At 72.5% G+C, this 25,050-nt stretch carries 24 protein-coding genes, 1 tRNA gene, 1 pseudogene and 1 riboswitch; of the genes and pseudogenes, 5 read left to right on the top strand and 21 right to left on the bottom strand.

All coding sequences use genetic code 11. From position 1 onward, the window contains the following. The first annotated feature begins 9 nt into the window (after window positions 1-9). Entirely contained in the window at window positions 10-1,137 is a 1,128-nt protein-coding gene (locus Bequi_RS12135) for a DUF3866 family protein (RefSeq protein WP_249738198.1), read from the top strand. 14 nt (window positions 1,138-1,151) lie between these two features. On the opposite strand, the gene Bequi_RS12130 is transcribed toward Bequi_RS12135, so the two are convergent. The 16 genes from Bequi_RS12130 to Bequi_RS12055 form a co-directional block, all read right to left on the bottom strand. Further along, window positions 1,152-1,691, bottom strand: a complete 540-nt coding sequence (locus Bequi_RS12130; protein ID WP_249738197.1) for a PH domain-containing protein — start codon at window positions 1,689-1,691, stop codon at window positions 1,152-1,154. Between the two features lie 4 nt (window positions 1,692-1,695). Continuing rightward, a complete protein-coding gene (gene hisG / locus Bequi_RS12125; RefSeq protein ID WP_249738196.1) occupies window positions 1,696-2,553 on the bottom strand; it encodes an ATP phosphoribosyltransferase in 858 nt (285 codons plus the stop codon). Between the two features lie 56 nt (window positions 2,554-2,609). After that, window positions 2,610-2,873, bottom strand: a complete 264-nt coding sequence (locus Bequi_RS12120) for a phosphoribosyl-ATP diphosphatase (RefSeq protein ID WP_249738195.1) — start codon at window positions 2,871-2,873, stop codon at window positions 2,610-2,612. A gap of 83 nt (window positions 2,874-2,956) precedes the next feature. Further along, entirely contained in the window at window positions 2,957-3,658 is a 702-nt protein-coding gene (gene pnuC / locus Bequi_RS12115) for a nicotinamide riboside transporter PnuC (protein ID WP_249738194.1), read from the bottom strand. A gap of 112 nt (window positions 3,659-3,770) precedes the next feature. After that, window positions 3,771-3,899, bottom strand: a riboswitch (FMN riboswitch). Beyond that, window positions 3,857-4,603 (bottom strand): ribulose-phosphate 3-epimerase, encoded by a 747-nt coding sequence (gene rpe, locus Bequi_RS12110; RefSeq protein ID WP_430623119.1) that lies wholly within the window; start codon window positions 4,601-4,603, stop codon window positions 3,857-3,859. (Overlaps the previous riboswitch by 43 nt.) Before the next feature lie 61 nt (window positions 4,604-4,664). Then, window positions 4,665-6,227: an RsmB/NOP family class I SAM-dependent RNA methyltransferase gene (locus Bequi_RS12105; protein WP_249738193.1), complete on the bottom strand. Its 1,563-nt coding sequence runs from the start codon at window positions 6,225-6,227 to the stop codon at window positions 4,665-4,667. Then, a complete protein-coding gene (gene fmt / locus Bequi_RS12100; RefSeq protein ID WP_249738192.1) occupies window positions 6,224-7,198 on the bottom strand; it encodes a methionyl-tRNA formyltransferase in 975 nt (324 codons plus the stop codon). Before fmt ends, Bequi_RS12105 begins: the two co-directional genes overlap by 4 nt. A 48-nt stretch (window positions 7,199-7,246) precedes the next feature. Beyond that, the gene (locus Bequi_RS12095; RefSeq protein WP_249738191.1) at window positions 7,247-9,406 is read right to left on the bottom strand and encodes a primosomal protein N' family DNA-binding protein; all 2,160 of its coding nucleotides are present in this window, start codon (window positions 9,404-9,406) and stop codon (window positions 7,247-7,249) included. Between the two features lie 24 nt (window positions 9,407-9,430). After that, a complete protein-coding gene (locus tag Bequi_RS12090) occupies window positions 9,431-9,811 on the bottom strand; it encodes an FKBP-type peptidyl-prolyl cis-trans isomerase (protein WP_249738190.1) in 381 nt (126 codons plus the stop codon). Window positions 9,812-9,870: 59 nt separating this feature from the next. Next, complete coding sequence (locus Bequi_RS12085) at window positions 9,871-10,833, bottom strand: FKBP-type peptidyl-prolyl cis-trans isomerase (RefSeq protein ID WP_249738189.1); 963 nt, start codon at window positions 10,831-10,833, stop codon at window positions 9,871-9,873. A gap of 196 nt (window positions 10,834-11,029) precedes the next feature. Beyond that, entirely contained in the window at window positions 11,030-12,421 is a 1,392-nt protein-coding gene (gene pafA / locus Bequi_RS12080) for a Pup--protein ligase (protein ID WP_249738188.1), read from the bottom strand. Window positions 12,422-12,425: 4 nt separating this feature from the next. Beyond that, window positions 12,426-12,614 (bottom strand): ubiquitin-like protein Pup, encoded by a 189-nt coding sequence (locus tag Bequi_RS12075; protein ID WP_249738187.1) that lies wholly within the window; start codon window positions 12,612-12,614, stop codon window positions 12,426-12,428. A 14-nt stretch (window positions 12,615-12,628) separates the two neighbouring features. After that, complete coding sequence (gene dop / locus Bequi_RS12070) at window positions 12,629-14,365, bottom strand: depupylase/deamidase Dop (RefSeq protein WP_249738186.1); 1,737 nt, start codon at window positions 14,363-14,365, stop codon at window positions 12,629-12,631. Further along, a complete protein-coding gene (gene arc / locus Bequi_RS12065) occupies window positions 14,362-15,918 on the bottom strand; it encodes a proteasome ATPase (protein WP_249738236.1) in 1,557 nt (518 codons plus the stop codon). Before arc ends, dop begins: the two co-directional genes overlap by 4 nt. Before the next feature lie 2 nt (window positions 15,919-15,920). Beyond that, a complete protein-coding gene (locus tag Bequi_RS12060) occupies window positions 15,921-16,985 on the bottom strand; it encodes a tRNA (adenine-N1)-methyltransferase (protein ID WP_249738185.1) in 1,065 nt (354 codons plus the stop codon). Window positions 16,986-17,001: 16 nt separating this feature from the next. Then, window positions 17,002-18,105 carry a site-2 protease family protein gene (locus tag Bequi_RS12055; protein WP_249738184.1) on the bottom strand — a complete coding sequence of 368 codons (1,104 nt, stop codon included), beginning with the start codon at window positions 18,103-18,105 and terminating at the stop codon, window positions 17,002-17,004. Between the two features lie 62 nt (window positions 18,106-18,167). On the opposite strand from Bequi_RS12055, the gene Bequi_RS12050 reads away from it, so the two are divergent. Then, entirely contained in the window at window positions 18,168-18,974 is an 807-nt protein-coding gene (locus Bequi_RS12050; RefSeq protein WP_249738183.1) for a PAC2 family protein, read from the top strand. Window positions 18,975-18,980: 6 nt separating this feature from the next. On the opposite strand, the gene mshC is transcribed toward Bequi_RS12050, so the two are convergent. The 3 genes from mshC to Bequi_RS12035 form a co-directional block, all read right to left on the bottom strand. After that, entirely contained in the window at window positions 18,981-20,252 is a 1,272-nt protein-coding gene (gene mshC, locus Bequi_RS12045) for a cysteine--1-D-myo-inosityl 2-amino-2-deoxy-alpha-D-glucopyranoside ligase (protein WP_249738182.1), read from the bottom strand. A gap of 112 nt (window positions 20,253-20,364) precedes the next feature. Next, the gene (locus tag Bequi_RS12040) at window positions 20,365-21,237 is read right to left on the bottom strand and encodes an undecaprenyl-diphosphate phosphatase (protein WP_249738181.1); all 873 of its coding nucleotides are present in this window, start codon (window positions 21,235-21,237) and stop codon (window positions 20,365-20,367) included. A gap of 132 nt (window positions 21,238-21,369) precedes the next feature. Continuing rightward, window positions 21,370-21,678, bottom strand: coding sequence for a DNA primase (locus Bequi_RS12035; protein WP_249738180.1), 309 nt, complete (start codon window positions 21,676-21,678; stop codon window positions 21,370-21,372). A 68-nt stretch (window positions 21,679-21,746) separates the two neighbouring features. Between Bequi_RS12035 and Bequi_RS12030 the strand changes: the two genes are divergently transcribed. Continuing rightward, complete coding sequence (locus Bequi_RS12030; RefSeq protein ID WP_249738179.1) at window positions 21,747-22,040, top strand: DUF5703 family protein; 294 nt, start codon at window positions 21,747-21,749, stop codon at window positions 22,038-22,040. A 145-nt stretch (window positions 22,041-22,185) separates the two neighbouring features. After that, window positions 22,186-22,686, top strand: coding sequence for a prepilin peptidase (locus Bequi_RS12025; protein ID WP_249738178.1), 501 nt, complete (start codon window positions 22,186-22,188; stop codon window positions 22,684-22,686). A 91-nt stretch (window positions 22,687-22,777) separates the two neighbouring features. Here Bequi_RS12025 and Bequi_RS12020 read toward each other — a convergent pair. After that, window positions 22,778-23,236: pseudogene (locus tag Bequi_RS12020) on the bottom strand (tRNA (cytidine(34)-2'-O)-methyltransferase); the annotation flags it as partial. A gap of 183 nt (window positions 23,237-23,419) precedes the next feature. Here Bequi_RS12020 and Bequi_RS12015 point away from each other — a divergent pair. Next, window positions 23,420-23,508 (top strand) — tRNA-Leu (locus tag Bequi_RS12015). Between the two features lie 82 nt (window positions 23,509-23,590). Here the strand turns inward: Bequi_RS12015 and Bequi_RS12010 are convergent. Continuing rightward, on the bottom strand, window positions 23,591-25,036 hold the full coding sequence (locus Bequi_RS12010) for a DUF5129 domain-containing protein (RefSeq protein WP_249738177.1): 1,446 nt from the start codon (window positions 25,034-25,036) through the stop codon (window positions 23,591-23,593). Between the last annotated feature and the right edge of the window lie 14 nt (window positions 25,037-25,050).

The following is a 25,050-nucleotide window of genomic DNA, read 5'->3' as shown; positions in this document are numbered from 1 at the left end:
GCTGGCCGCATGCTGCACTGGGAGAAGGGCCGTGTCCTCGCCGAGCTCGAGGGCTGGGCCGGAGTCCAGCGGCTCCTCGTGCAGCTCGATGCACCCGGCGCCGAGAGCGTGCGCGCACTGGCGTATCCCGAGCTCACGGGCGCGATCGCCGAGGGCGAGACCGTGCTGCTGAACACGAACGCGCTGCGCCGGGGCCTCGGGACCGGGGGCGATGCCCTGGTGGTGGCGCGCGCCGACCCTCCGCACGGCGCGCAGCCCGCGCCGGCCGGGCACATGGTCAAGACGCGCTACACCCCGATGCAGACGATCGTCGACGCGATCGACGACCCCGCCTCACCGCACTACCCGGTGATGCGCTCCGCGCAGAGCCTGGAGCGGATGCCGGTCGTCGTCGCCGACCTGCACTCCAGCCTCCCCGCGATCATCGCCGGGATCCGCGCCGAGCGGCCCGGGGCGCGTGTGGCCTACGTGATGACCGACAGCGCCGCGCTCCCCGCCGCCTACTCGCGCACCGTCGCCGCGCTGCGCGAGGCGGACTGGATCGACGCCTGCATCTCCGCCGGACAGGCGTTCGGCGGCGACCTGGAGGCGGTGAGCATCCACTCCGCTCTCCTCGGCGCGCACCACGTGGTGCGCGCCGACGTCGCGATCGCGATCCAGGGGCCGGGCAACCTCGGCACGGGCACCGGCTGGGGCTTCTCGGGAGCGGCGGGCATCGAGGCCCTGCACGCCGCGCACACCCTCGGCGGGCGGCCCGTCGCGGCACTGCGCGTGTCCTCTGGGGATGCCCGGGAGCGCCATCACGGCCTCTCGCACCACAGCGCGACGGTGCTGGGTGCGGGAGTGCTGGCCCCGGTCGACCTGCCCCTGCCGGCCATGCCTCACAGTGGATTCTGGCTGTCTGTGGGGGAACAGCTGAACAATGCTGTGATTGTGCCGGCCATCGAAAGAGGGGTCCGTCATCGGATCCACCGCGTCAGCACCTCTGGTCTGCTGGAGTCCCTGCACGGCGCGCCCGTGCGGCTCTCGACCATGGGGCGCGGGCTCGAGGAGGACTCGGAGTCGTTCCTCGCCGCCGCCGCTGCGGGGCGCCACGCCGCGGCCCTGCTCGATGCGGAGGGGCGCTCGCGCGACTGACGCGGCGGCACGGGTCAGGACCCGGCGGGATCCACGCCTTCACCGCGCTCGTTCACCAGTCGGGCGAGGCGGCGCGCTGCCGCCATCCCGCGAGCCCCGTCGGTGCGCTGGATCGCCATCAGCGAGACCGTGTCGCCATCGGCCAGATCGAGCTTCGCCCAGGGATCCCCGGGCGGGAAGACGACGCCGATCACCTCGGCCCATTCCACCGTGCGGCTGCTGAACAGGTTGCGGATCTCGAGCTCCTGCGGGCGGGCGATCGCGCGCACCGCCGCCTCGCGGTGGCAGAACCAGAGCGCGGCGAGGCCCACGCTCACGAATCCCACGGAATCCACGAGGGTCGAGGAGGCGATCACGGAGGCGACGAGGGCCGACGCCATGACCAGGGATCCGATGAGGTAGGCCACGATCCGCACCGTGCGCGGGCGGAACACGATCTCCTCGCTCTCCGCCTCCTCGACCGCAGCGCCGCTCTCCCGCTCCGACGCGCCCGCGCGCGAGGGGGCGGCGTGCTCCCCGGGCTCGGGGATCGGAGCGGGTTCGCGCGGCGTCATCGGCTCAGATGCGGCAGGCCTGGATGGAGGTGACGAGGATGGCGCGCGCACCCACCTCGTACAGCTCGTCCATCACCCTGTTGGTGTCATCGCGCGCGACCATCGCGCGCACCGCTGACCAGCCCGCGCGGTGCAGCTCGGACACCGTCGGCGCCTCGAATCCCGGAGTCACGGCGACCGCCGCCTCCAGCAGCTCGTCGGGGATGTCGTAGTCCAGCAGCACGTACTGGCGTGCGACCAGCACGCCGCGGATGCGGCGCACGAGGACGTCGAGGGTGCGCGAGGCGTCCTCCCCGAGCGTGAGGCCGGGGCGGGAGAACAGCACGGCCTCGCTGGTCATGATGGGCTCCCCGAAGACTGCGAGACCGGCCTGGCGCAGCGTCGAGCCGGTCTCGACCACGTCCGCGATGACGTCGGCCACGCCGAGGCGGATCGCGCTCTCCACGGCCCCGTCGAGGTGGACGACGGTCGCAGTGACGCCGTGCGCGGCGAGGTGGTCCTCGACGAGGTTCTCGTAGCTGGTGGCGATGCGGGCGCCGGCGAGATCGGCGACGCTGCGCTCCCCCGTGCCCGGAGCGGCGAAGCGGAAGGTCGAGCGGGCGAAGCCCAGCTCGAGGATCTCCTCCGCGGCGGTGCGCGAGTCGCGCAGCATGTCCTGACCGGTGATGCCGACGTCGACCGTGCCCGATCCGACGTAGACCGCGATGTCACGGGGGCGCAGGAAGAAGAGCTCGACGCCGTTGCGCTCGTCGACCAGGACGAGCTCCTTCATCGATCCGCGACGGCGGTAGCCCGCCTCGGCGAGAAGATCGGCGGCGGGTTCGGCCAGGGCGCCCTTGTTGGGGACGGCGATGCGCAGCACGGGGCTTCCTTCAGTTCGTGGGCGGTGGTGGGGAGGAGCGTGCGGGGACGCGCCGATCACAGGTGGCGGTAGACGTCCTGCAGGCTCAGGCCCTTCGCGATCATCATCACCTGGAGGTGGTACAGCAGCTGCGAGATCTCCTCGGCGGCGGCGTCCAGCTCCTCGTGCTCGCAGGCCATCCAGACCTCCGCGGCCTCCTCGACGATCTTCTTGCCGATGGCGTGCACCCCGGCGTCGAGCTCCGCGACGGTGCCGGAGCCCTCGGGGCGGGAGGCGGCCTTGGCGGTGAGCTCGGCGAACAGCTTCTCGAAATCCTTCACCCGGCCAGGGTATCCGTCCGCCCCAGCCGGGTGCACCCGCGTCCGCCGCAGGTGTGAGGGATCAGGGCGTGCGGCCCGTCAGCTCAGCGCCGGGTGACCGTCGGATCCAGATGAGCCGTCTCCACCAGGACCCGCTCGCGCCCCTGGCGCGCGCTCACGCGCCACCACACGAAGAAGCCGCTGAGGGTGAAGACCCCGTAGATCACGTACATCACGGCGCTCGCGTAGTAGCCGGCCGACCACAGCAGGGGCACGCCGACGAGGTCCACGGCCACCCAGATCAGCCAGAACTCCACCCAGCCCTTGGCCATCCCGTAGGTGGCGAGCAGGCTGCCCATGAAGATCCAGGCGTCAGCCCACACGGGCTCGTAGGAGCCGAGGGCCTGGAAGATCGGGGTGAGCAGAGCGGTGCCGCCGACGAGCGCGGCGAGCAGCAGCGCGCGCGTCCCCCAGCTCGCCCACCGGGGCTCGACGGCCGTGCCGCCGTGCTCGCGGGCTGCCCGCCAGCGGTACCAGCCGTAGATGCTGGTGAGGATGAACATCACCTGGCGTCCTGCCTGGCCGAGCAGGTTGACGGGGTTCGGGGTGCCGAACACGGCCCCCAGGAAGACGGTCAGGAGCAGGAGGTTGCCGGCGATCCCGAGCGGCCAGGCCCAGACCTTCCTGCGCATCCCGCCCAGCGCGCTGAGCAGTCCGAAGAGATTGCCGAGCACTTCCCTCCACAGGAGGTACTGGCCGTTGCCGAGCTCGATGCGAGCGTCGAAGAGCCACTGCAGGATTCCCATGTTCTTGATCCTTTCGACCGGGAGCAGCGGCTCCGGGGGAAAAGGATCCGGCATGCGGGCGCGCAGCGACCGGGCCGCAGGACGGCCGGGCGCATGCTGCGCGTGCATGCAGGACGTGCGCCTCTCATCCAGGCTGTGACTGTCGGTGCCGGAATTCCACCGGCTCCACCGTCCCGCGCGAGCGGGCCGGGTCGCGGACTATGACCGCCGGCTCGGATTTCCACCGACCCCGGAGCACGTCACGAATGTGACCGCCCGAGCGTACCGGGTGTGGACGTGCGCGGCGGCCAGGGTCCGCAGGGCGTCGATCTCCGCGGCGGCGTCTGGCGCCTTGTAGATCGCGGAGCCGGCGACGAAGACGTCGGCCCCCGCCTCGGCGCAGCGCTCGATGGTCTCGCGGCTCACTCCCCCGTCCACCTGGATGGAGAGGGAGAGATCCTCGGCGGAGACCGCGGCGCGGGCCCGACGGATCTTCGGCAGCATCGACTCGAGGAAGGACTGCCCGCCGAATCCGGGCTCCACGGTCATGATCAGCAGCATGTCGAACTCGCCGAGCACGTCGAGCAGGGGCTCCACGCCTGTGGCGGGGCGCAGGGCGATGCCGGCCTTCGCGCCCTTGCTGCGCAGCTCCCGGGCGAGCCGGATCGGGGCGGCGGCGGCCTCCGCATGGAACGTGACCGACGCGGCGCCGGCCTCGGCGTACGCGGGGGCGGTGCGGTCGGCGTCGGCGATCATCAGGTGCGCGTCGATCGGGATGCCCGCGCGCTGGACGATCTGGGCGACCATATCGGTCCCGAAGGTCAGGTTCGGCACGAAATGGTCGTCCATGACGTCGACGTGCACGGCGTCGGCGGTCGCGATGCGGTCCAGCTCCTCGCCGATCCTCATGAAGTCGCAGTTCAGGATGCTGGGATTGATGCGGGCGGTGCGGGTCATCTCGGTCATCTCGGTCCTCTCGGGGAGCGGGTGCGGTGCGTTTCTCGCGGTGCTGCTCAGGCGGTGCAGCTCAGGCGGTGCGGCGCAGCAGCGCGATGAACATCGCGTCGGTGCCGTGGATGTGGGGCCACAGCTGCACGGCCGGGCCGTCGCCGAGGTCGGTGCTGCTCTCGAGCCCCGGAAGGAGCCCGGCGGCGACCGCGGGGCGGGCGTCGAGCTGCTCGATGTCCTCACGGCCGCGCAGCACGTCCTTCAGGACGAACAGCGTCTCGGCCACGTGCGGCGAGCAGGTCACGTAGGCGACCACTCCGCCGGGGGCCACAGCCTCCAGGGCGCTCTCGAGGAGCTCGCGCTGCAGCTTCCCGAGCTGCCCGACGTCACCGGGAGTGCGCCGCCAGCGCGCCTCGGGGCGGCGGCGCAGGGCCCCCATGCCGGTGCAGGGGACGTCGGCGAGGACGCGCGAGAAGCGCGCGGGCATCTCGGCGCCGATCGTGCGCCCGTCGGCGGCGCGCACGTCCACATCCGCGCCGGCATCGGCGAGGGTCTTCACGGCGCGCTCGACGAGCTCGGTGCGATGCTCCTGCACCTCGATCGCGAGAAGGTCGGCATCGCGCTCGACGCTGAGCCCGGCCAGCAGGGCTGTCTTGCCACCAGGCCCAGCGCAGAGGTCGAGCCAGTGGAAGTCGTCCTCGGAGCGGACGAGATCATCCGCGCCGAGTCCCAGGGCGAGGGCCGCGAGCTGGCTGCCCTCGTCCTGCACCGCAGCGCGCCCCTGCGCGACCGGCACCGCCTTGCCGGGGTCGCCCGCGGGCCAGGAGGCGGCGAAGATGCTGAGCCTGCCGGGAGAGGCGCCTGCGGCCTGCAGCTCCTCCGCATCGGTCAGCCCCGGGCGCATCACCAGCGACACCGCGGGCGGCTGGTTCTGCGCGGCGAGCAGGTCGTCGATCTCGCTGCGGGAGCGGCCGTGCGCGGCCAGCGCGTCCCCGAGCGAGCGCACCATCCACTGCGGGTGGGAATGCACGAAGGCGAGGTGGGCGTTCTCGTCGTCCCCGCGCGCCGGAGCGGCCTCGGCGATCCACTGCTCCAGATCCTTCTCCCCGACGCGGCGCAGGATCGCGTTGACGAATCCCGGGGCCCCGGCCCCGACGTTCGCACGCGCGAGCGCCACGGTCTCCGAGGTCGCAGCGTGGGGTGCGACCGCCATGTCGAGCAGCTGGTAGGCGCCGAGGCGGATCACGTCGAGCACCGCCGGGTCGACGTCCGCAAGCTCGCGATCCACGCAGCGCGCGATGATGCCGTCGAGGCGGCCCTGCGTGCGCAGCGTGCCGTAGAGCAGCTCGGTGGCGAAGCCGGCGTCGCGCGGCTCGAGCCGGTGCTGCCGCAGGAGCCGCGGCAGCACGAGGTTCGCGTAGGCGTCGTTCTCGCGGACGGCGCGCATCCCCTCGAAGGCGACCTGGCGCGCCGAGGTGGTGGTGCGGGCGCGCTGCGAGGGCGCGCTCTGCGACCATCCGCTGCGCTGCCCTCCGCGTCCGCGCGAGCCGGAGCGCTGGCGCCCCTGGGCATCGCGGCCCTGCCGCTGCTGCGGGGCGCGCCCGCTGCCGGAGGAGCGGTTCTGGCTGCGCTCGGGGCTCATCGTGCGTTCTCCTGTGCGGTGGGGGCGGTGAGTTCCTCGCCGAAGGCGTCTCCCGGGGCGAGGTTCGCTCCGCGCGCCCAGTCGGCCGCGCGCATGGGCTTCTTCCCGGCGGGAGCGAGGCGGGCGATCGCGAGGGGAGCGTCCGCCGTGCCGACGAGGAGCTGGGTGCGGGCGAGGTGGAGCTGCCCTGGGGCGAGTGCGGGGCTGGCGTCCGCGGTGCGCAGGGCCTCGATCTCGAGGACCTTCATGCGGGCCCCGCGCCACAGGGTCCAGGCGCCGGGCTCGGCGCTCATGCCGCGCACGTGAGCGCTCACCTCCCGCGCCGGAAGGGCGAAGTCGATGCGCGCCTCGGCGGTGCTGAGCTTCTCCGCGCGAGTGGCGAGGGAATGGTCCTGCACCTCGTCGCGGGCGGTGCCGGCGGCGATCGCATCCACTGCCTCGACCAGCAGCTCGGCGCCCGCTTCCGCCATCCGCTCCAGGAGAGCGCTCGCAGTCTCGAACTCGCCGATCTCCGTCTCCTGGCGCGCGAGGACCGGTCCGGTGTCCAGCCCCGTCTCGAGGCGGAAGACGCTCATGCCGGTGCGCTCGAGGCCCTGCAGCACGGCGCGCTGCGCCGGCGCGGCCCCGCGCAGCGCGGGCAGCAGCGAGAAGTGCAGGTTGATCCAGCCCTCCCGCGGGATCTCCAGCGCGGCGGCGGGGACAAGGCTGCCGTAGGCCACGACCACGGCGAGGTCTGCACCGAGGGCGCGCAGCGCATCCTGGGCGTCGTCGGTGCGCAGAGAGGCAGGCGTGAGCACAGGGAGACCGTGCTCGATCGCGAGGGACTTCACCGGGCTCGGGCGCAGCGTGCGGCCGCGCCCCGAGGGCGCATCGGGACGCGTGAGGACCGCGACCACCTCATGCGCGGAGGCGAGGAGCGCGCGCAGGGACGGCAGGGCGGTCTCAGGGGTTCCGGCGAAGAGGATGCGCATGATCAGGGAGTCTACCGAGAGCGGCGGGCCGCGAAGAGGGAGGCCGGTTCAGAAGACGTCCGGCGGGTCCAGACGCACCCGGAGGCTCCCGGCGGCCTTGTGGGCGCTGCGCAGGGAGACCCCCGCGCGCAGGGCGTCGGCGAGCTCCCGGCCGCGGGCGAGCGGAAGGCGCACCACGCTGCGGGCGCGCTCGCGCCCCTCCGCGGGATCCAGCTCGATCGGTCCGAACACCTGGGCGCCGTCGGGCAGCTCCACCCGGTCGAGGAAGTCGCGCACCGCGGTGCGGTCCCCGGCGATCTCCGCGACCCGCGAGGCCGGCGGGAGATCGAGCGCGCGCCGATCCTCCTGCACCCGATCCAGGAAGGCGCGGGAGCGGTGGGCGACGAGATCGCGGATCGCGGGAAGGGTCGAGGTCCCGACGATCAGCACCTCTCCCCCGGCCTCGGCGGGGCGCACGAGCGCGATCGCGTTGGACCAGCGGCGCACGGCCTCGACGTCCGCATCGAAGGCGGCGCGGGCCAGCATGGCGTCCGCATCCAGCAGCAGCGCCGCCGCATAGCCGCCGTCCGGGGCGGGCTCGGCGCCGGGCGTGGCGACCACGATCGCACCGTCCGGGATGTCGTCGTCCTCCACGCCGCCCTGCGCGCCCCCGGCCACGCGGAACGGTGCGGCGGGGAAGGCGCGCCGCAGCTCCTCCGCGGTGCGGGTCGAGCCGATCACGAGGGCGCGCACCTGGGAGCGGCTGCATTCGGGGCAGCGGTAGGCGTCCTCCCGGCGGCCGCACACGGTGCACTGGAGCACGCCGCTGCGGCCGTGGAGGGACAGCGGCGCGGAGCACTGCGGGCAGATGCAGCGCGTGCCGCAGAAGGTGCAGGCGACCGCAGGGACGTAGCCGCTGCGCGGGACCTGCACCAGCACCGGGCCGCGGGCGATGCCCTGGCGGATCACGCGCATCGCCTCGCGCGGGATGCGGGAGCGGCCGCTGGGCCCTTCCCGCTCGCGCAGGTACTCGTCCATCGCGACGATGCGGGGGCGCACGGCCGCGAGCGGCGCTGCCTGGGGCGGCAGCAGATGCAGGTAGCCGCTCTGCGCGAGCGCATCGACCTCCACCCCCAGGGAATGGCTCAGCAGCAGCAGCGCGCAGCGCTCCTCGGCGGAGCGGCACTGCAGGATCGTGCGCAGGTGCGGGTAGGGGGCGCGCGGCTCCACGAGGAGGTCGTCCGCCGGGTCGATGCAGATCGCCAGCGCCAGATCCTGCACGGGGGCGAACGCCGCCGAGCGGTTGCCGATCACGACGCGCGAGGCCCCGCGCAGGATCCGGCGGAAGGCGCGGTACCGCTTCTCGGGGCCGTCCGCGCTCGAGAGGACCTCGTGGGCGATCCCGTGGGCGTCGAGCACTCGGCTGAGCCGCTGCACGTCGCGGAGATCCGGTGCGATCACGAGGGCCCCGCAGCCGGCGGGCAGCGCGGCGATCGCTTCTGCGCAGACCTCGTTCCAGCTGTGTGCGGGCTCCAGGACGATCGCGGCGCGGGGCACCGGCCCCTCCGGCGATCCGGCGCGCGCGAGCAGCGCCGTGAGACCGGCGTAGTGCTCGAGGAGCGCGGGGGCGGCCGCCTCGGCGGCCGCCTCGCCCGCTCCCGCCTCACCCGCTTCTGCACCGGCCTTCGAGTCGGCGCTGGCCTCTGCCTCTGATTCGACTGTCGCGGCCTCGGCCTCGGCCTCGGCGGCGGCGCGATCGGCCTTCTCCGCGCGGGCGTGGCGCGGCGGCAGGGCCAGTCGCAGCACGTCGCCGACCGTCCCGCCGCAGCGGTCCGCGACGTCGCGGCACACGCGCAGCATGGCCGGGGAGATGACCTGGTCGTCGGAGACGAGGCGCAGGAGGGGGGCGAGCGGCCGGTCGGTGGTGGGAGCGTCCGTGCGCGCGAGAACGATGCCGTCGTGCTCGCGCCCGGAGAAGCGCACCTTCACGCGCATCCCGGGGCCCGCATCGGCGAGGGAGGCGGGCACGGCGTACTCGAAGGGGCGGTCGAGGTGCGGGAGCACCCCGATCAGCTGCACGGAAGCGACAGGGAGCGACTCGGCGAGCTCGAATCCGGAGGTCGTCCGCAGCCGGCCGCGGCCTCCGGGGCGCGCTCCTGTGTCAGAACCGGCCCCCGCCGCGGGGGCGGGAGCCGGTTCCGGGAGGCCGAAGAGACCGTCCTGCTGCATGGGTGCGCGCGAGAGCGGAGCGGGTCAGCGGGACCGGACGCCGACCAGGTCGCACACGAAGATGAGCGCCTCGCCGGGAGCGATGAAGGGCGGTGCGCCCTGATCGCCGTAGGCGAGAGCGGCGGGGATCTCCAGGCGGCGGCGACCGCCGACCTTCATCCCCTGCACGCCCTGGTCCCAGCCGGCGATGACCTGGCCGACGCCGAGGGTGAAGCGCAGCGGCTCGCCGCGGTTCCAGGACGAATCGAACTCGTCGCCGGTGGAGTGGGCGACGCCGACGTAGTGGACGTCCACGACGTCGCCGCGGCCGGCCTCGGGGCCGTCGCCCTCGATCTCGTCGACGATCACGAGCTCGGTCGGGGTGTCGGTGCCGGGGAACTCGATCTGGGGCTTGCTGCGATCCATGAGGACCTCCTGAAGGGTTGGGTGCTGCGGGAAGAGCGGGGGCGATGGGTGGGAGCTGCTCAGGCGCTGACGGTGGACGCCGCGTCGAGGATGTCCACGACGAACAGGAGCGCTTCGCCGGCCAGGGGGTTCCCCTCGGAGGGCTCGGCGCCGTACGCGTCTGCGGCGGGGATCGCGAGGAGGACCTGGCTGCCGACGGGAAGATCGAGCAGATTGGCGTCCCAGCCGGTGATGACCTGACCCTGGCCCTGCACGAAGCCGAACGGGGCGCCGCGGTCCCAGGACGAGTCGAACTGCGTGCCGTCGGACCACTTCCAGCCGGTGTACTGCATCACGAGATAGTCGCCCGGGCGCGTCATCGGGCCGGAGCCCTGGATCAGGACCTCGCGCTGGGTGGCGGCGGGGGGATCGCCGACCGGCGGGGAGGAGAGAGCCGGTGCGCCGTTCTCCGCGCGGGTCACCGCGGGGAAGCTCCCGCTGGCAGGCTGCTCCTCGCCCTCCGCGCGCAGCGGCGAGACGATGCGGTCGATGTCGGCGACCTGGAGCAGCGAGCGCATCTGGCCCGAGGAGTCCTGCTGCCAGCCGGCCAGGGCGATGCGGGAGCCGACCGTCGCGGTGAGGAAGAAGTCATAAGCCGCCTGGCCGATCGTGTCGGCGCTGACGGTGAGACCGCCCGCAGGAGCGCCCTGCCACCAGGACTGGAGGGTGTCGCCGGTCGCCGCATCGACATACAGGTCGCGCCAGATGAGGGTGGCGCCCTCGGTGATCGCCTCGCCGGTGCCGGCGACGACCGTGCGGGCGTCGGGCTCGGCGACCTCGAGCGGCGCGGTGAACTCGACCACGGGCTCGGTCGCGAGATCCTCGCTGATGGTGACGGCCTCGAGCGCGGGCGCCCCGCCGCCGGCGTCGGAGCCTCCGCTGCTCGCTGCGCCGCCGCCCGCCGTGTCGTCGGTGCAGGCGGCGAGGCCGAGTGCGGCCGAGGCGGCCAGGGCGGAGCTGAGCATGGTGCGACGGCGGATCACCGGGGCGCCTTTCGATCGGGGACGGCTGCGGCGCGCTCGGCCTGCGAGCGCGCCCTCCAGGGTACGGCCTGGCTCTGACAATCCGGCGGGAGGCCCGTGCGCCGGAGCAGTCCGGCCATTCGGAGCAGTCGGATCCGCCGGAGCAGTCCGGCCATTCGGAGCAGTCGGATCCGCCGGAGCAGAGCCGGCAGCCGGATCAGGCGGGCGGCGGGCTCGCGGCGGAGCGCCGGCCCATCTCCCCCATCTCGGCGATCAGGGCGTCGACCTGCTCGGACTCGGTCTGGAACGGATCCATCACGCTCACGGGCATCGCGCCCTGGCGCACCAGTCGCATCGTGGTCCAGTCCGCGACGTGATCGACGCCTGCCTCCTCCGCCGCGGTGATGAAGCGGCCGCGCAGGTGAGCACGGGTGGTGGCCGGCGCGACCGTGCGGGCGCGCGCGATCCTCTCCTCGGGGAGGATCTGCGGAGCGAGCCCGCGCCTCTGGAGGGACGAGAACACGCCCGTGCGCGGGTCGATGTCGTGGTAGGCGAGATCGAGCCGATCGATCTGCGGGCTCGAGAGATCCACGCCGCGGCGCTCGCACACCTGGGCGAACAGCTTCTCCTTGATCGCCCAGTCGAGGTTCTGCGCGGCCCAGGTGCGATCCCCGGTGCGCACGGCGTCGATCCCGCGCTGCCAGGCCTCCAGCACCGGCGCCTCGTCCTGCGTCGCGAGGGGGGCGACGAGATCGAGGTACTGCTGCTGGATGCCGACGGAGGTCTCGGATCCCCCGCCCTCGAGCGGCAGCTGCGCCGTCCCGGGGAGGTCGCGGGCGCTGAGGCGGATCGCGGCGATCGTGTCGGAGAGGACCGGGACCTCGACCACGCGGCCCGTCTCGATCAGCCGCAGGACCAGGTCGGTGGTGGCGAAGCGCAGCCAGGTCGAGACCTCGGACATCGTCGAGTCGCCGACGATCACGTGGAGGCGCCGGAAGCGCTGCGGATCCCCGTGGGGCTCGTCCCGCGTGTTGATGATCGGGCGCGTGCGGGTCGTCGCAGAGGAGACCGCCTCCCACATGTGGTCGCTGCGCCGGGAGAACACGAAGCGGCTCGTGCCGTCCTCCTCCCGCACGACGCCGCCGGCCCCGGTGAGGATCTGGCGCGTGGCGAGGAAGGGCAGGAGGATCCGGGGCAGCCGGGTGAACTCGCCGCGGCGGTCCACGAGGTAGTTCTCATGGCTGCCGAAGGCGTTCCCGGCGGAGTCGACGTTGTTCTTCAGCAGGTGGATGACGGCGTCCTCGCCCTTGGCGGCGAGGGCGGTGTTCGCCATCTGCGCGAGGTGGGCGAAGGTGCGCTCGCCCGCGCGGTCCTGGGCCACCAGCTCCCACCAGTCGTCGCACTCGGCGGTCGCGTACTCGGGGTGCGAGCCGACGTCGAGGTAGAGGCGGGAGGCGTTGCGCAGGAACACGTTCGAGGAGCGGCCCAGCGCCACCACCGGGCGGAACAGCTCGCGCGCGGCGGCCTCCGGCTCCAGAGCCCTGGAGCCGTCGGACCTCACGCAGACGAGACCGAGCTCCGTCTCCAGCCCGCCGATGCGTCGCTCCATGGGGTCACTGACCGCCCTTCTGGACGAAGGAGCGCACGAACGCCTCGGAGTTCTCCTCCAGCACCAGGTCGATCTCCTCGAGGATGTCGTCGGCCCCCTGCACGGAGGCGGAGACCTGGCCGGAGCCGGCGCTCTGCTCCAGGTCCCCGGAGTCCTCGGCGGGGCCCGATCCGTAGATGCTCTGCTGCGACATGTGCGCTCCTTCGTTCAGGGTGTGATCTCGGTGGCGGGTTCCAAGGCGCGCCGGAAGGCGGCGACCACCTCGGCGGGCTCGGCCTCCGGGTCGACGTGGTGCTGCGCGCACCAGTCGGCGGAGCCGACGCGCGGATCGGCCAAGCGGATCCGCGCGCTCGCGCCGTCCTCGGCGACGAGGGTGAGCACGTCCCAGCCCGCTGAAGCAACCGCGGTGGGGTGCGCGGCGACGGCGCGCCCGCGCAGATGGGCGCGCGTGCTGCGCGGCGGTTCCAGCACGGCCCGCTCGACCTCTTCGGGAGTCACCCGGGTGCGCACGCGACCGGCGGCCACGAGCTTCGCGAACAGGCTCCGCTCCGGGCGCAGATCGCTGAGCTGGAGATCGATCGCCCGCAGTCGCGCATCGTCCCACTCGAGCCCGCCGCGGCGGCGGTAGCTCTCCAGCAGGGACAGCTTGGCGACCCATTCGATGCGATCACCTGCGAGACGCGGATCCTCCTCCAGCAGGTCGAGCAGCTCGATCCAGGTGCCGATCACTTCGGCGGTCTCGGGATCGCGCAGGTCCGCGCGGTCGCGGATCGCCTCGGCGTAGGCCCGCTGGATCTGCAGCGCGCTGAGCCGCCCGCCGCCGGCGGCGGGCGCCGTCGCCTGCAGGGAGGGGTCATGGCTGAAGTCGCGCAGGGCGCGCACCGGGTCCTCCAGGGCGATCCGGGGCAGGATCTCCTCGCCGGTGCGCTGCTCCTCCTCCAGAGCGGCCAGGACCAGGGAGGTCATGCCGAGCTTCAGGAAGGTGGAGGTCTCCATGAGGTTCGCATCGCCGATGATCACGTGCAGACGGCGGAACCGGGAGGCGTCGGAATGGGGCTCGTCCCGCGTGTTGATGATCGGGCGGTTCAGGGTGGTCTCGAGCCCGACCTGCTCCTCGAAGAAGTCTGCGCGCGAGGAGATCTGGAACCCCGGCTCCTGGCCCCTGGTGCCGAGGCCGAGACGGCCGGCGCCGACGAGGATCTGACGGGAGGCGAAGAACGGCAGCAGGGCGGCGACGACCCGGTCGAACGGGACGGACCGGTCGAGCAGGAAGTTCTCGTGGGTGCCGTACGAGGCGCCCTTGCCGTCGGTGTTGTTCTTGTAGAGCGCGATCGCGGGGGCCCCGGGGATCGACTCGAGGATCTCCATCGCCCTCTGCGCGATCCGCTCCCCCGCCCGGTCCCACAGCACGCCCTCGGCGGCGGTGGTGAACTCCGGCGAGGAGTACTCGGGGTGCGCGTGGTCGACGTAGAGCCGGGCGCCGTTGCGCAGCACGGCATTGCCGATCGAGCGCTGGGAGGCCCAGTCGAGGATCGCGGCATCATCGCCCTGCGGCGGCGAGTCCGGGGAGCGCAGGGGCGCGTCGAGGTCCACGCTGGGCAGGTGGGCGTCGCTGACCTCGTCGGTGAGCTGCGTGGGGTGGGCGGCGGCGCGCTGGATCTCGAAGCCGCGCGCGTCCCGCAGCGGGGACTCGTCGCCGTAGTCCCAGCGCACGCGCTGCCCGCGCGGCCCCTCCTCCGGAGCCAGGAGGGCATAGGCGCCGACGGCGAGGTGGGAGAGCGCGATCGAGCTGGTCGGCTCGGTGCCGCGGGCGGAGACGTCTGCGTGCAGCACGCCCAGCTCGGTCTCGATGCCCATCACGCGCTGGGTGCGCAGCCCTGTCATCGCAGAGGTCGGTGCCGCGGGTCCGGAGGGCGCCGTGCGCACGTCGTCGGGGATGCTCACGAGGCGCCCTCCTGCGCGCGGCGCTCTGCCTGCAGCGCCACCACGGCCTGGACCCGCGGTCCTCGGCGCCCGGAGATGCGCGCCCAGTCGTCCGGGTGCGCTCCCGAAGGGAGGTCCTCGTTCTCCAGCAGCTCCTGGCGCACGGCGCCGAGCAGGTGCGCGGTGCTGAGGCCCGGGGTGCCGGTCGCGAGGAAGTCCTTGACCGCCGCCTTCTTCGCACGGTCCACGATGTTGCGCAGGGTCGCGCCCGAGACGAAGTCGCGGAAGTGCAGGGTCTCCGCGGTGCCGTCGGTGTACTCCAGGCGCACGTAGGCGGTCCCGGGGCCGTCGGCGTAGATCGCGCTCACCGTCTCATCGAGCATCTGCTCGCGATCATCGCGCAGCGGCAGCTCCGGGCCGAGGTAGAGCGAGAGGATGTCGCGCGCGGCGACCGCATCGGGGCGGCGCACCCGGATCTTCACATCGAGGCGCCCGGGCCGCAGGATCGCCGGATCGATCATGTCCTCGCGGTTCGAGGCGCCGATGACGATCACGTTCTCGAGCGACTCCACGCCGTCGATCTCGGCGAGCAGCTGCGGCACGATCGTGGTCTCGACGTCGGAGGAGAGCCCCGATCCGCGGGTGCGGAACAGCGATTCCATCTCGTCGAAGAACACGACGACGGGGTGCCCGGACTCGGCGTGCTCGCGCGCCCGCTCGAACACGAGGCGGATCGAGCGCTCGGTCTCGCCGACGTACTTGTTGAGCAGCTCCGGGCCCTTGACGTTGAGGAAGAACGAGCGCTGCAGGGCCTCTTCGATGCTGACCCCGCGGGCCTGCGCCGAGCGCACGGCGAGCTCGTGCGCGACGGCCTTCGCGATCATCGTCTTCCCGCATCCGGGCGGGCCGTACAGCAGCACGCCCTTGGGCGGCCGCAGCCCGTACTCGCGATAGAGGTCCTGCTGGAGGAACGGGAGCTCGACGGCGTCGCGGATCGCCTCGATCTGGTCGGCCAGTCCCCCGATCTGCTCGAAGGACGTGTCAGGCACCTGCTCGAGGACCAGATCGGTGATCTCGGCGGTCTCGAGCTGCTCGAGGACCATCTGGGCGCGACCGTCGACGAGCACCTGGTCCCCCGGATGCAGGTCGAGATCCGCGATCCGGCCGGCGCGGCGGAAGGCGCGGACGTCCTCCGGGCCCACCTGCACCAGCACACGGGAGTCGGCGAGGGCCTCGCGCACGGGCACGACTGTGCCTGTCACCTGCGCCGGGACGGCCTCCACTGCGGCGAGCGATTCGTTCAGGCGCAGCTCGGATCCCGGTTCCAGGGCGTCGAGATCCAGCTCGGCGCTCGTCGCGATCCGCAGCCGCCTCCCGTTGTGGAGAACGTCGACCGTAGTGCCCTCGGTGCGGGCGAGGAACGTCGCGTAGGAGTTCGGCGGGTCGCCGATGCGCTCGAGGTCGCTCTTCAGCTGCACGATCTGCGCGCGGGCCGACCGCAGTCCCTCGACCAGTCGCTCGTTGTGCACCGAGAGCTTCTCGAGCTCCTGGGTCATCTCCTGGTAGGTCTTCATGCTCACCGGTCGCGCCCCTGGCGGATGTCCCGCAGCGCGCGCGTGATCTTGCGCGGAGCGACCCCGCGCTCGCCCAGATCCTCGGGCGACCACTCGGTGTCCGTGCCGCCGAAGCCGTCGTTGTCGACGTGGTTCAGCTCGCCCTCGAGCTGCGATCCGGGTGCGGGCCTGCGCGCGCGGCGCATCGCATCCGAGCCGTGGGCGGTGCGCCGCGCGGTGATGAGGAATCCGGTGTGCGCGTTCATCCGGTGCTCGGGGCGCACGGCGAGGCCCTCGAGGTGCCAGGGCCGCACGAAGGACTCCCAGGCGTAGGGCTCGGTGAACTCGCCGTGGTCCCGCAGCGCCTCCGCGGTGCGGGAGAGCTGGGTGACGGTCGCGACATACGCGAGGAAGACGCCGCCGGAGACGAGCGCGGTCGCTGCCGCATCCACGCACTCCCACGGGGCGAGCATGTCCAGCACCACGCGGTCGGCGCAGGGGCCCTCAGCGGCGAGCTCGAGGGCCGTGTCCTGGAAGTCTCCGAGGCTCAGGGTCCAGGCCGGGTTCTCGCCGCCGAAATAGGTCTCCACGTTCTCGCGGGCGACGTTCGCGAAGTCCTCCCGCCGCTCGATGGAGTGGACGGATCCCTCGGGGCCGACGGCGCGCAGCAGCGCGGTCGTGAGGGCACCGGAGCCCACCCCGGCCTCGAGCACGCGCGCACCGGGGAAGATGTCTCCCCACATCAGGATGTGCGCGGAATCCTTCGGGTACACGATCGCGGCGCCGCGCGGCATCGCCATCATGTAGTCGGCGTACAGCGGTCGCAGCGCCTGATACGGGGTGCCCTGGGAGTCGGTGACGATGCTGCCGTCCTCCGCGCCGATGATGTCGTCGTGCTTCAGGAATCCGCGATGGGAGTGGAACTGGGCGCCGGCCCGGAGCGTGATCGTGTTGAGGCGGTTCTTCGTATCCGCGAGCTGCACCTTGTCGCCGAGCACGAACGGCCCCGTGCGATCGAGTCCGGGCCGCTCCGCGCGCGGTGCGGGGGCGGAAGGCGTGCGGGCGGGCTCGAGCGGCGATTCGGTCATGCCCGCCAGTCTAGGGTCACCGCCCCTGGAGCCTGGCGCGGACGTCGGCCGCCGTGATCACCCCGACGACCGCTCCGGAGGGGTCGATGACCAGGTGCAGCGCCCGGCCGTGCGCGCCGAGGACGCGCAGCAGGGCCTCGCCCTCCAGCGTGCTCGAGATCCGCCCGGGCGGTCCGTGGAACGCCGTGACCGCGCCCGCGGGCACCTGGTCGCGCTGATGGGCGGGGACGGCCGCCACCGCGTCGGGATCCAGCAGCCCCGCGCTGCCGTCGGAGCCGATGACGACGGCGAGAGCGCCCTGCTCGGCCCCGAGCGAGCTCTGCTCCAGCGCCGACAGCGGTGCGTCCGCCCGGACGATCCGCGCCCCTCGCGCGAGGTCGGCGATGGAGAGGCCGTCCAGCGCCTCCTGCTGCCGCACCGCGCGCAGCGCGGCGCTCGCCCCCTGCCACAGCATCATCGCGATCATCGCGCCCCAGATCAGGAGCACGATGCCGTAGGAGGGGTCGAGGGATCCCAGGGACAGCAGAGGGATCGCCAGCACGACCACGGCGATGCCGCGGCCGATCCATGCGGTGATCCTGGTGCCGACGGCGGAGCTGCCGAGCACCGCGGCCAGGATGCTCTCCAGGGCGCGGCCGCCATCCATCGGCAGACCGGGCAGCAGGTTGAACGCGGTGAGCGTGAGGTTGAGCGTGGACAGCAGGCTCAGCAGCTGCTGAGCGGCCCCGCCGTCCGGAGCGGCGGAGCTCGCCAGCAGCGCCAGCAGCCCGATGAGGAGGTTCGTCGCAGGGCCCGACAGCGAGATCAGCACGGATGCGCCGTGCGACACGCGCCGCGAGCGGTAGGTGGTGTGCCCGCCCCAGAGGGTGAGCGCGATGTGGTCGACCTGCGCGCCCGCAGCGCGCGCGCTGAACGCGTGGGCGAGCTCGTGCAGCAGGATCGAGACCACCAAGCACAGGGCGAGGAGCACGGAGAGCCCGATCGCGGCGCCCGCGCTCAGCGCGGGGAGGACGGCGAACGAGGGCTGGACGAGGACCGCGATGAGCACGACCATCACCGCGGTCGCTCCGGAGACGCGGATCGGCGGGAGCCCGGGCAGGCGCAGCGAAGGGGTCGGCATGGCGGCACAGTACGCGAGGGCCCTGACGCCTGATGCGCGCGGCGGCGACCTAGACTGAGGGGATGACCCGCATCGCCATCAGCGCATTCCACGGCTGGAACGACGCCGGGGAGGCCGCGAGCGGGGCCGTCGAGCATCTGCTCGAGGTCTGGCCCTCGCGGATCGTCGCCCGCGTCTCCGCCGAGGAGTACATCGACTTCCAGGTGAACCGGCCCGAGACGCGCCTCGACGAGGACGGCCGCAAGGTCATCGACTGGCCCGATACCCGCATCCATCTCGTCACCCCGCCCCGGGGGCCGGAGCTGATCCTGGTGGAGGGCGCAGAGCCCTCCCTGCGCTGGGGCAGCTTCTGCCGCGAGATCATGGAGCATCTGATCCGGCTGGACGCCACGCGTCTCGTGGTGCTCGGCGCCCTGCTGGCCGACGCCCCGCACACCCGCCCGCTGCCCGTCTCGGACTCCCTGGAGCCGGGGGCCGAGGAGCGGATCGACCGGGAGATCTACGAGGGCCCCGTCGGCATCCCCACGATCCTCGCGCGCAGCGCGGTGACCTCGGGACTGCGCACCTCGTCGATCTGGGTGCAGGTGCCCCACTACGTCTCGCAGGCGTCCTCGCCGAAGGCCGTGCTCGCGCTCATGCGCGCGCTGCAGGACCACGTCTCGGCGCCGATCCCCCTGCACGAGCTCGAGGAGGAGGCGGCGGCGTGGGTGCGCGGGGTCGATGAGCTCTCGCGGACCGATCCCGAGATCGCGGAGTACGTGACGAGGCTCGAGAAGTCGCAGGATGCCGCCGACCTCCCTGAGGCCAGCGGCGATGCGATCGCCCGCGAGTTCGAGCAGTTCCTGCGCCGCCGCGAGGACGGCGACTGAGGGGGCTCAGCCCTGCGGGGTCAGCGCGATCCCGAAGAGCGCATCGAGGGCCGAGGACACATCGTCAGGGGCGCCCTGCGGCGCAGGCCGCGCCGCGTCGGCGCCGGCTGAGGAGGCGGCGCCGTCCGCCCACGCATCGAGAGCGCGGAGCGCGCGCGGCGTGTCGAGATCCTCGCGCAGGGCCGCGCGCAGCTCCTCGACCAGGTCGGCATCGCGCGGGGCCGTCGCCGCGGCGGCGCGGTAGGCGGCCAGTCGCGCCTCGGCGCTCTCGAGCTCGCCGTCCGTCCACTCCCAGTCGCTGCGGTAGTGATGGGCCATGAGCACGAGGCGGATCGCCATGGGGTCGGTCCCGCTCGCCACGAGCCGGGAGACGAACACGAGGTTGCCCAGGGACTTGCTCATCTTCTCCCCCTGGTAGGCGACCATTCCCGCGTGCGGGTAGATCCCGGCGAACTCGGAGCCGAGCCCGGCGGCGTGGGAGCGGCCCATGTCGTGGTGGGGGAAGACGAGGTCCCGCCCGCCGGTCTGGATGTCGAACGGCAGGCCGAGGGCATCGCGGGAGATACACACGCACTCGACGTGCCAGCCGGGACGGCCGCGGCCGAGCTCACCGGCATCCCATGCGGGCTCGCCCTCGCGCTCTGCGCGCCACAGGAGCGGATCGAAGCGGCCGCGCTTGCCGGCGCGGTCGGGGTCGCCGCCGCGATCGGCGAAGACCTCCATCATCTGCTCCTCGCTCCAGCCGCACACGTCGCCGAGAGTGCCGTCCTGCGAGAGGTCGTGGTACCAGTCGTCCCCTTCTGCATCGGGCGTGGGGACCTGGTAGGCGCGGCCGCGCTCGCGCAGCTCGTGGACCATGCCGATGATCGGCTCCATCGCCTCGCTCACGCTGAGGTAGGTCTCCGGGGCGATGATGCGCAGGTGCTCCATGTCGTCGGCGAACAGGTCGCTCTCGCGCTGGGCGAGGTCGCGCCAGGGGATGCCGTCGCGCGCGGCGCGCTCGAGCAGCGGGTCGTCCACGTCCGTGACGTTCTGCGCGATCTCGACGTCCCAGCCGGCGTCGCGTACCGCGCGCCGCATCAGATCGGCAGCGTGGTAGGTCGCGGCGTGACCGAGGTGGGTCGCGTCGTAGGGGGTGATGCCGCAGACGTACAGGCGCACGATCCCCTCGGTGCGGGGCTCCAGCGCGCGCACCTGCCCGGTGCGCGAATCGTGCAGTCGCGGCAGCTGCTGCGATGCGGGGAGCGGGGAGATTCGGGGCGAGGTCCAGGAGCGCACCAGCGCATCATACGGGCGCTGCCTGCGCGCACGGCAGGACGCTGCGGCGAGGACGCAGAGGGCGGCGCACCTGGCCGGAGCCGGGTGCGCCGCCCGTGGGGCGAGGGGGTGCTCAGGCCCCCGCGAGGGGATCCAGCACGCCGCTGATGAGCAGGCCCAGCAGTGCGACGCCCGCGAGGATGCGGTAGATCACGAAGCCGCGGTAGGAGCGGTTCTCGATCAGGCGCATGAACCAGACGATCACCGCGTAGCCGATCGCGAACGCGACGAGGGTGGCGACGATGATCGCTGCGAGGGAGGGCTCCCCCGCTGCAGCCGCCGCTGCGCGGCCCTCGCTGCTCAGCAGGGGCGGGATCTCCTCAGCGGCCTTGTAGAGGCCCGAGGCGAAGACGGCGGGCACGGCGAGGAGGAAGGCGTAGCGCGCCGCGGCCTGGCGCGTGTAGCCCATGGCGAGCCCCGCCGTGATCGTCCCGCCGGAGCGGGAGACGCCGGGGATCAGCGCGAGAGCCTGCGCGAGGCCGAACAGGATGCCGTCGCGCCAGCTCAGCTCCTTCAGCTCCTTGGTCTGGCGGCCGAAGCGGTCCGCGAGACCTAGCAGGATGCCGAAGACGATCAGCATCGTCGCGGTGATGTACAGGTTGCGCAGGGTGTGGTCGATCTGCGACTCGAACAGAAGGCCCAGGACGCCGATCGGGATCGACCCGAGGATCACGAGCCAGCCCATGCGCACATCGGGATCGGACTGGGGGACCCTGCCCGCGAGAGCCCGGAACCAGCGGCCGATGATCCGGGTGATGTCCTTCCAGAAGTAGATCAGGACGGCGGTCTCGGTGCCCAGCTGGATGATCGCGGTGAACGCCGCACCGGGGTCGCGCCCCGGCATGAGGAGCTCGCCGATGACTCGCAGATGGGCGCTCGAGGAGATCGGCAGGAACTCGGTGAGCCCCTGGACGATTCCGAGGATGATGGCGTCGAGGAAGGACACTCTGGCTCCAGTCGGGATGAGATGCAGGTGGGATCGGCCGGGCGGGTGGGCCGTGCGACGACCACACAGTACGCGGCGCCCGGCCGTTGGCCGGACGCCGCGTGCGCTGCGGGGGTGAAGATCTCGTGCGGATCAGGACTCGTCGTCGAGATCCTCGTCGTCCTCCACGTCATCGTCCTCGTCGTCGAGATCGTCGAAGTCGTCGTAGTCATCGTCGTCGTCATCATCATCGTCTTCGTCGCCGTCGAAGACGACGAGGGGGGTCGCGATGTCGTAGGCGTCGAACAGAGCGTCGTCGTAGGCGTCGAACGCGGTGGTCAGCTGGTCGGTGGCGGCATCGAGATTCGGATCGTCGTCGCCGCGCGAGGAGGCGGCGGCTTCGTAGTGGCGTTCGAGGGCGGAGATGAAGGAGGCGAGGGCGGAGCGCGGATCCGTGTTCATGCAGGGACCGTACCCCGTGCGAGCGCACAATGGACAGCCCCGCACCGAAGATCTGAAGGAGGAAGCGCGTGCCACGCACCCCCGAGGCGCCTCTGTTCCGCCGCATGCCGCTCAGCAGCCCGCAGATGCTCCGGGATCTGCCGCTCGAATCGGGCCGCAGCGCCGAGGACTACGAGTTCCAGGTCCTCTCGATCCCGCGCGGCGTCTCGATCGGCAGCGCGCGCAAGGCTCTGACAGCGGAGTCGGAGTACGGGCGCTGGGATCTCGTGCGCACCCGGCTGTTCCACGGAGGCGGCAGGCTGGTGTGGATGCGCCGGCGCATCATCCGCATGCGCTCGACCCTGCAGGAGAACGTCTCCTGATCCCCAGCGGCTCCTGACCTCCAACGGCTTCTGACCTCCAGCGGCGACGATCGCTTCGGTCGGGCGCCGGCTGCGTGCGAGGCCCTCCGTCCACAGCATCGGCGCATCTCGTGCGGGCGTGCCCATTTTCTGCTGGAATGAGCGCGTGCTCCCCGCTTCTCCCCTGGTCTGGCTTCCGCTGCTGGCGCATCTGCCCTTCGCTCTCGTGCTCAGCGCCGTCGACCTGCGCGAGCACCGGCTGCCGAACCGCCTCGTCGCCGCGATGACCCTGTGCGCAGTCGCGACGCTCCTGATCGCGGGCGCCGCGGACCCCGGGGCGAGGACGCACCTGCGGTTCGCCGTGGTGGTCGCTGTGCTGTGCGCGGCCGGGGGCATCGCCCTCGCGCTGCTCGCCCCGCAGGTGATCGGGATGGGCGATGCGAAGGCGGCTCCCGCCGTCGCTCTCCTCGCGGCGGCCTGCGGGCCGACGGCCCTGCTCGCCGCCGCGCTCGGCATCGCTCTGCTCGGGGGCGCGGCAGGGATCGCCGTGCTGCTTGCGACCCGTTCGGGGGCGACCCGGTTCGCGTTCGGCCCCGTGCTGCTGGCAGGGCCCTACCTCGGCCTGCTCTTCGCTCCGTTCGTGGAGAGCGCGCTCGGTCTCAGCTGAGCACCCCGCCGGCCTCCGGCCCTGCCGGGGGTGCGCTCGCGGCGGTCTCGTCGCTCTGGGGCGGAATCGCGCCGTCGGCGGTATCGATCGCGGCTCCCGCGTATCCCTGCTGGCGCCATGCCTCGTACACCGCGATGGAGGCGGCGGCGGCGAGGTTCAGGGAGCGGCGGGCGGGCAGCATCGGGATGCGCACGAGCGCGGTGATGCGCGGATGCTCCATGACCTCCTGGGGGAGCCCCGTCGGCTCCGCGCCGAAGAGCAGGATGTCGTCCTCGCGGTACCCGATGTCGGCGAAGGAGATGTCGGTGCGGGAGGTGAACGCGAAGACCCGGGAGCTCGGCAGCGTCCCGAGCGCGTGCTCGAGATCGGGGTGCACGGTCGTGGTGGCGAGGTCGTGATAGTCCAGTCCCGCACGGCGCAGCTTGGAGTCCTCCAGGTCGAAGCCGAGCGGCTCGATGAGATGCAGGGGCGAACCGGTGACGGCGGAGAGGCGGATCGCGCTGCCGGTGTTGCCGGCGATGCGCGGCTCGTGGAAGAAGACGTGGACCATGCCTGACATCCTTCCACCGCGAGGATCCCACCAGCGCCTCGCCGCTGCGGGACGGGCGGACGGCGCGCCGCGGAGCGGAGCGCGGCGTGACTCTGTTCACGAACTCCCCGCAGGGCCCCTCTCGGCGCTGTTCGGCCTGTTCAGCCGTGCTAGAGTTCTTCTCGTTGCTTCGGCGACCATCCTGTCCGGATGGCGGAATTGGTAGACGCGCTAGCTTGAGGTGCTAGTGCCCGTATTAGGGCGTGGGGGTTCAAGTCCCCCTTCGGACACCACGAGGACCGCCCCGGCGCTGAGCGCCGGGGCGGTCCTCTCTGTTCTCGGCCCCTCTCCGCTCTCGCAGCCTCCGCTGGAGGCTCAGAAGGAGTCGGAGCCGCCGGAGAAGCTCGAGGGGCTGGAATCCGCCGAGAAGCTGCTGGAGCTGTCCGAGCCGGATCCGGATCCGGAGCTGCTGGGGTTCAGTGTGTGGAGCATCGAGGCCCCCAGGATCCCGCTCTGGAAGTCGGAAGAGCTGTACGCGGAGCGCGACGGGCTCGTGAACGCGCTCCATGAGCGGATGTCCTTCTGCTTCAGTCCCTGCTTGCGAGCCGCTGCGCCGACGAGCCTGCCCGCCTTCTCGGTCTGCTCGCGCAGCTGCTTCGGGTGATGCCGGATGAGCCGCTCGCCCTTCAGCGGCGGCATGCGCCCGTCCCGCACAGCCTGGACCGCCGCGTCGACTCCGCGGCGGTGCGGCTCCACCTCGAGCACGATCCCTTCCCGCAGGTCCACCGGGATCGAACTCCAGCCTGCTTCGGCCTCCTCCGCCTGCTCCTCGAACTGGGCGCGACCGTTCCCGGTCTCCCAGCGGTCCCGCATCTCGGGACTCATCTGCCGCGCGTACTGGAGGTCATCCTCGAAGGCCGTGAGGTCGCCGCCCTGCAGCAGGGCGATGAGGTCCCTGTCTCGCACCTCCTGAGCCGTCGGCGTCCGCCCGCCGGCGAGCTCCGCCACCGATTCGAGATGGCCCTCGCGCTGGGGTGCGAACGTCTCGCGCGGGAAGCCCCTGTAGGGCGCCAGCGCACGATCGGCCGCGGCGGCGCTGATGCTGTCGGGGAACCTGGCCAGCAGGCGCTCCGTGGTCGCGTCGTACCGCCTGCGCCGCCTCTCCGCCCTGCCCGGGGATTCAGGAGCACGCCGGCGCAGGATCACCGCGGCGATCCCGGCGGCGACGGCGATCCCGGCCGCTGCGAGGACCCAGGGCAGATGAGGGGCGAGCCGCGCCCAGGCGCCGCTCCCGTCGGCGCCGTCGTGCGCGACATAGGCTTGGGCACCGGCGACGACGGCGTCGCTCCAGCGGGCGTCTCGGGCAGCCGGCTTCATCGCACCCGTCACGGCGTCCTTCTGCTCGCGCCTCAGCCCGAGATCCTCCGAGGCATACGCGCCGACCTTCCGCAGCTCGGGGCTCAGCACGATCAGGAGCGTGTGCGGCGCGAGATCGCCGCTCACAGCGGAGACCACCTCGGGGTTCGCGCGCTCTCGAACGTGCTGCGCGACCGAGGCGTCGTAGTCGGAGGCATCGAGATCGTCCGACACCAGAACGGCGATCTGCAGGTCCGCAGGTCCGGCCTCCGGCCGCGGCAGAGCCGAGATCCGGTTGATGATCTGGGCATCGTCGATCACTCCGGCCTCGTCCAGCACAAGGCTCTCGCGGGTGAGCGGTCTTTCTGCCAGTGCGGCGACGGGGTGCAGCGCGACAGGGAGCAGGGCAGCGAGCGCGAGGACCAGGAGCAGTGACCAGATCCTGTGCAGATGATCGGTGCGCACGGAGCCTCCTCCAC

Source organism: Brachybacterium equifaecis, assembly GCF_023509525.1.
Lineage (GTDB): Bacteria > Actinomycetota > Actinomycetes > Actinomycetales > Dermabacteraceae > Brachybacterium > Brachybacterium equifaecis.
This window is presented reverse-complemented; position numbering and strand designations above follow the sequence as displayed.

Coding starts and splice junctions, on each gene's coding strand:
- Bequi_RS12135 (WP_249738198.1), top strand. CDS start 10: ATGCTGCACTGGGAGAAGGGCCGTGTCCTCGCCGAGCTCGAGGGCTGG.
- Bequi_RS12130 (WP_249738197.1), bottom strand. CDS start 1,691: ATGACGCCGCGCGAACCCGCTCCGATCCCCGAGCCCGGGGAGCACGCC.
- pnuC (WP_249738194.1), bottom strand. CDS start 3,658: ATGGGAATCCTGCAGTGGCTCTTCGACGCTCGCATCGAGCTCGGCAAC.
- rpe (WP_430623119.1), bottom strand. CDS start 4,603: ATGACCGAGATGACCCGCACCGCCCGCATCAATCCCAGCATCCTGAAC.
- Bequi_RS12105 (WP_249738193.1), bottom strand. CDS start 6,227: ATGAGCCCCGAGCGCAGCCAGAACCGCTCCTCCGGCAGCGGGCGCGCC.
- fmt (WP_249738192.1), bottom strand. CDS start 7,198: ATGCGCATCCTCTTCGCCGGAACCCCTGAGACCGCCCTGCCGTCCCTG.
- Bequi_RS12095 (WP_249738191.1), bottom strand. CDS start 9,406: ATGCAGCAGGACGGTCTCTTCGGCCTCCCGGAACCGGCTCCCGCCCCC.
- Bequi_RS12090 (WP_249738190.1), bottom strand. CDS start 9,811: ATGGATCGCAGCAAGCCCCAGATCGAGTTCCCCGGCACCGACACCCCG.
- pafA (WP_249738188.1), bottom strand. CDS start 12,421: ATGGAGCGACGCATCGGCGGGCTGGAGACGGAGCTCGGTCTCGTCTGC.
- Bequi_RS12075 (WP_249738187.1), bottom strand. CDS start 12,614: ATGTCGCAGCAGAGCATCTACGGATCGGGCCCCGCCGAGGACTCCGGG.
- arc (WP_249738236.1), bottom strand. CDS start 15,918: ATGAAGACCTACCAGGAGATGACCCAGGAGCTCGAGAAGCTCTCGGTG.
- Bequi_RS12060 (WP_249738185.1), bottom strand. CDS start 16,985: ATGACCGAATCGCCGCTCGAGCCCGCCCGCACGCCTTCCGCCCCCGCA.
- Bequi_RS12055 (WP_249738184.1), bottom strand. CDS start 18,105: ATGCCGACCCCTTCGCTGCGCCTGCCCGGGCTCCCGCCGATCCGCGTC.
- Bequi_RS12050 (WP_249738183.1), top strand. CDS start 18,168: ATGACCCGCATCGCCATCAGCGCATTCCACGGCTGGAACGACGCCGGG.
- Bequi_RS12035 (WP_249738180.1), bottom strand. CDS start 21,678: ATGAACACGGATCCGCGCTCCGCCCTCGCCTCCTTCATCTCCGCCCTC.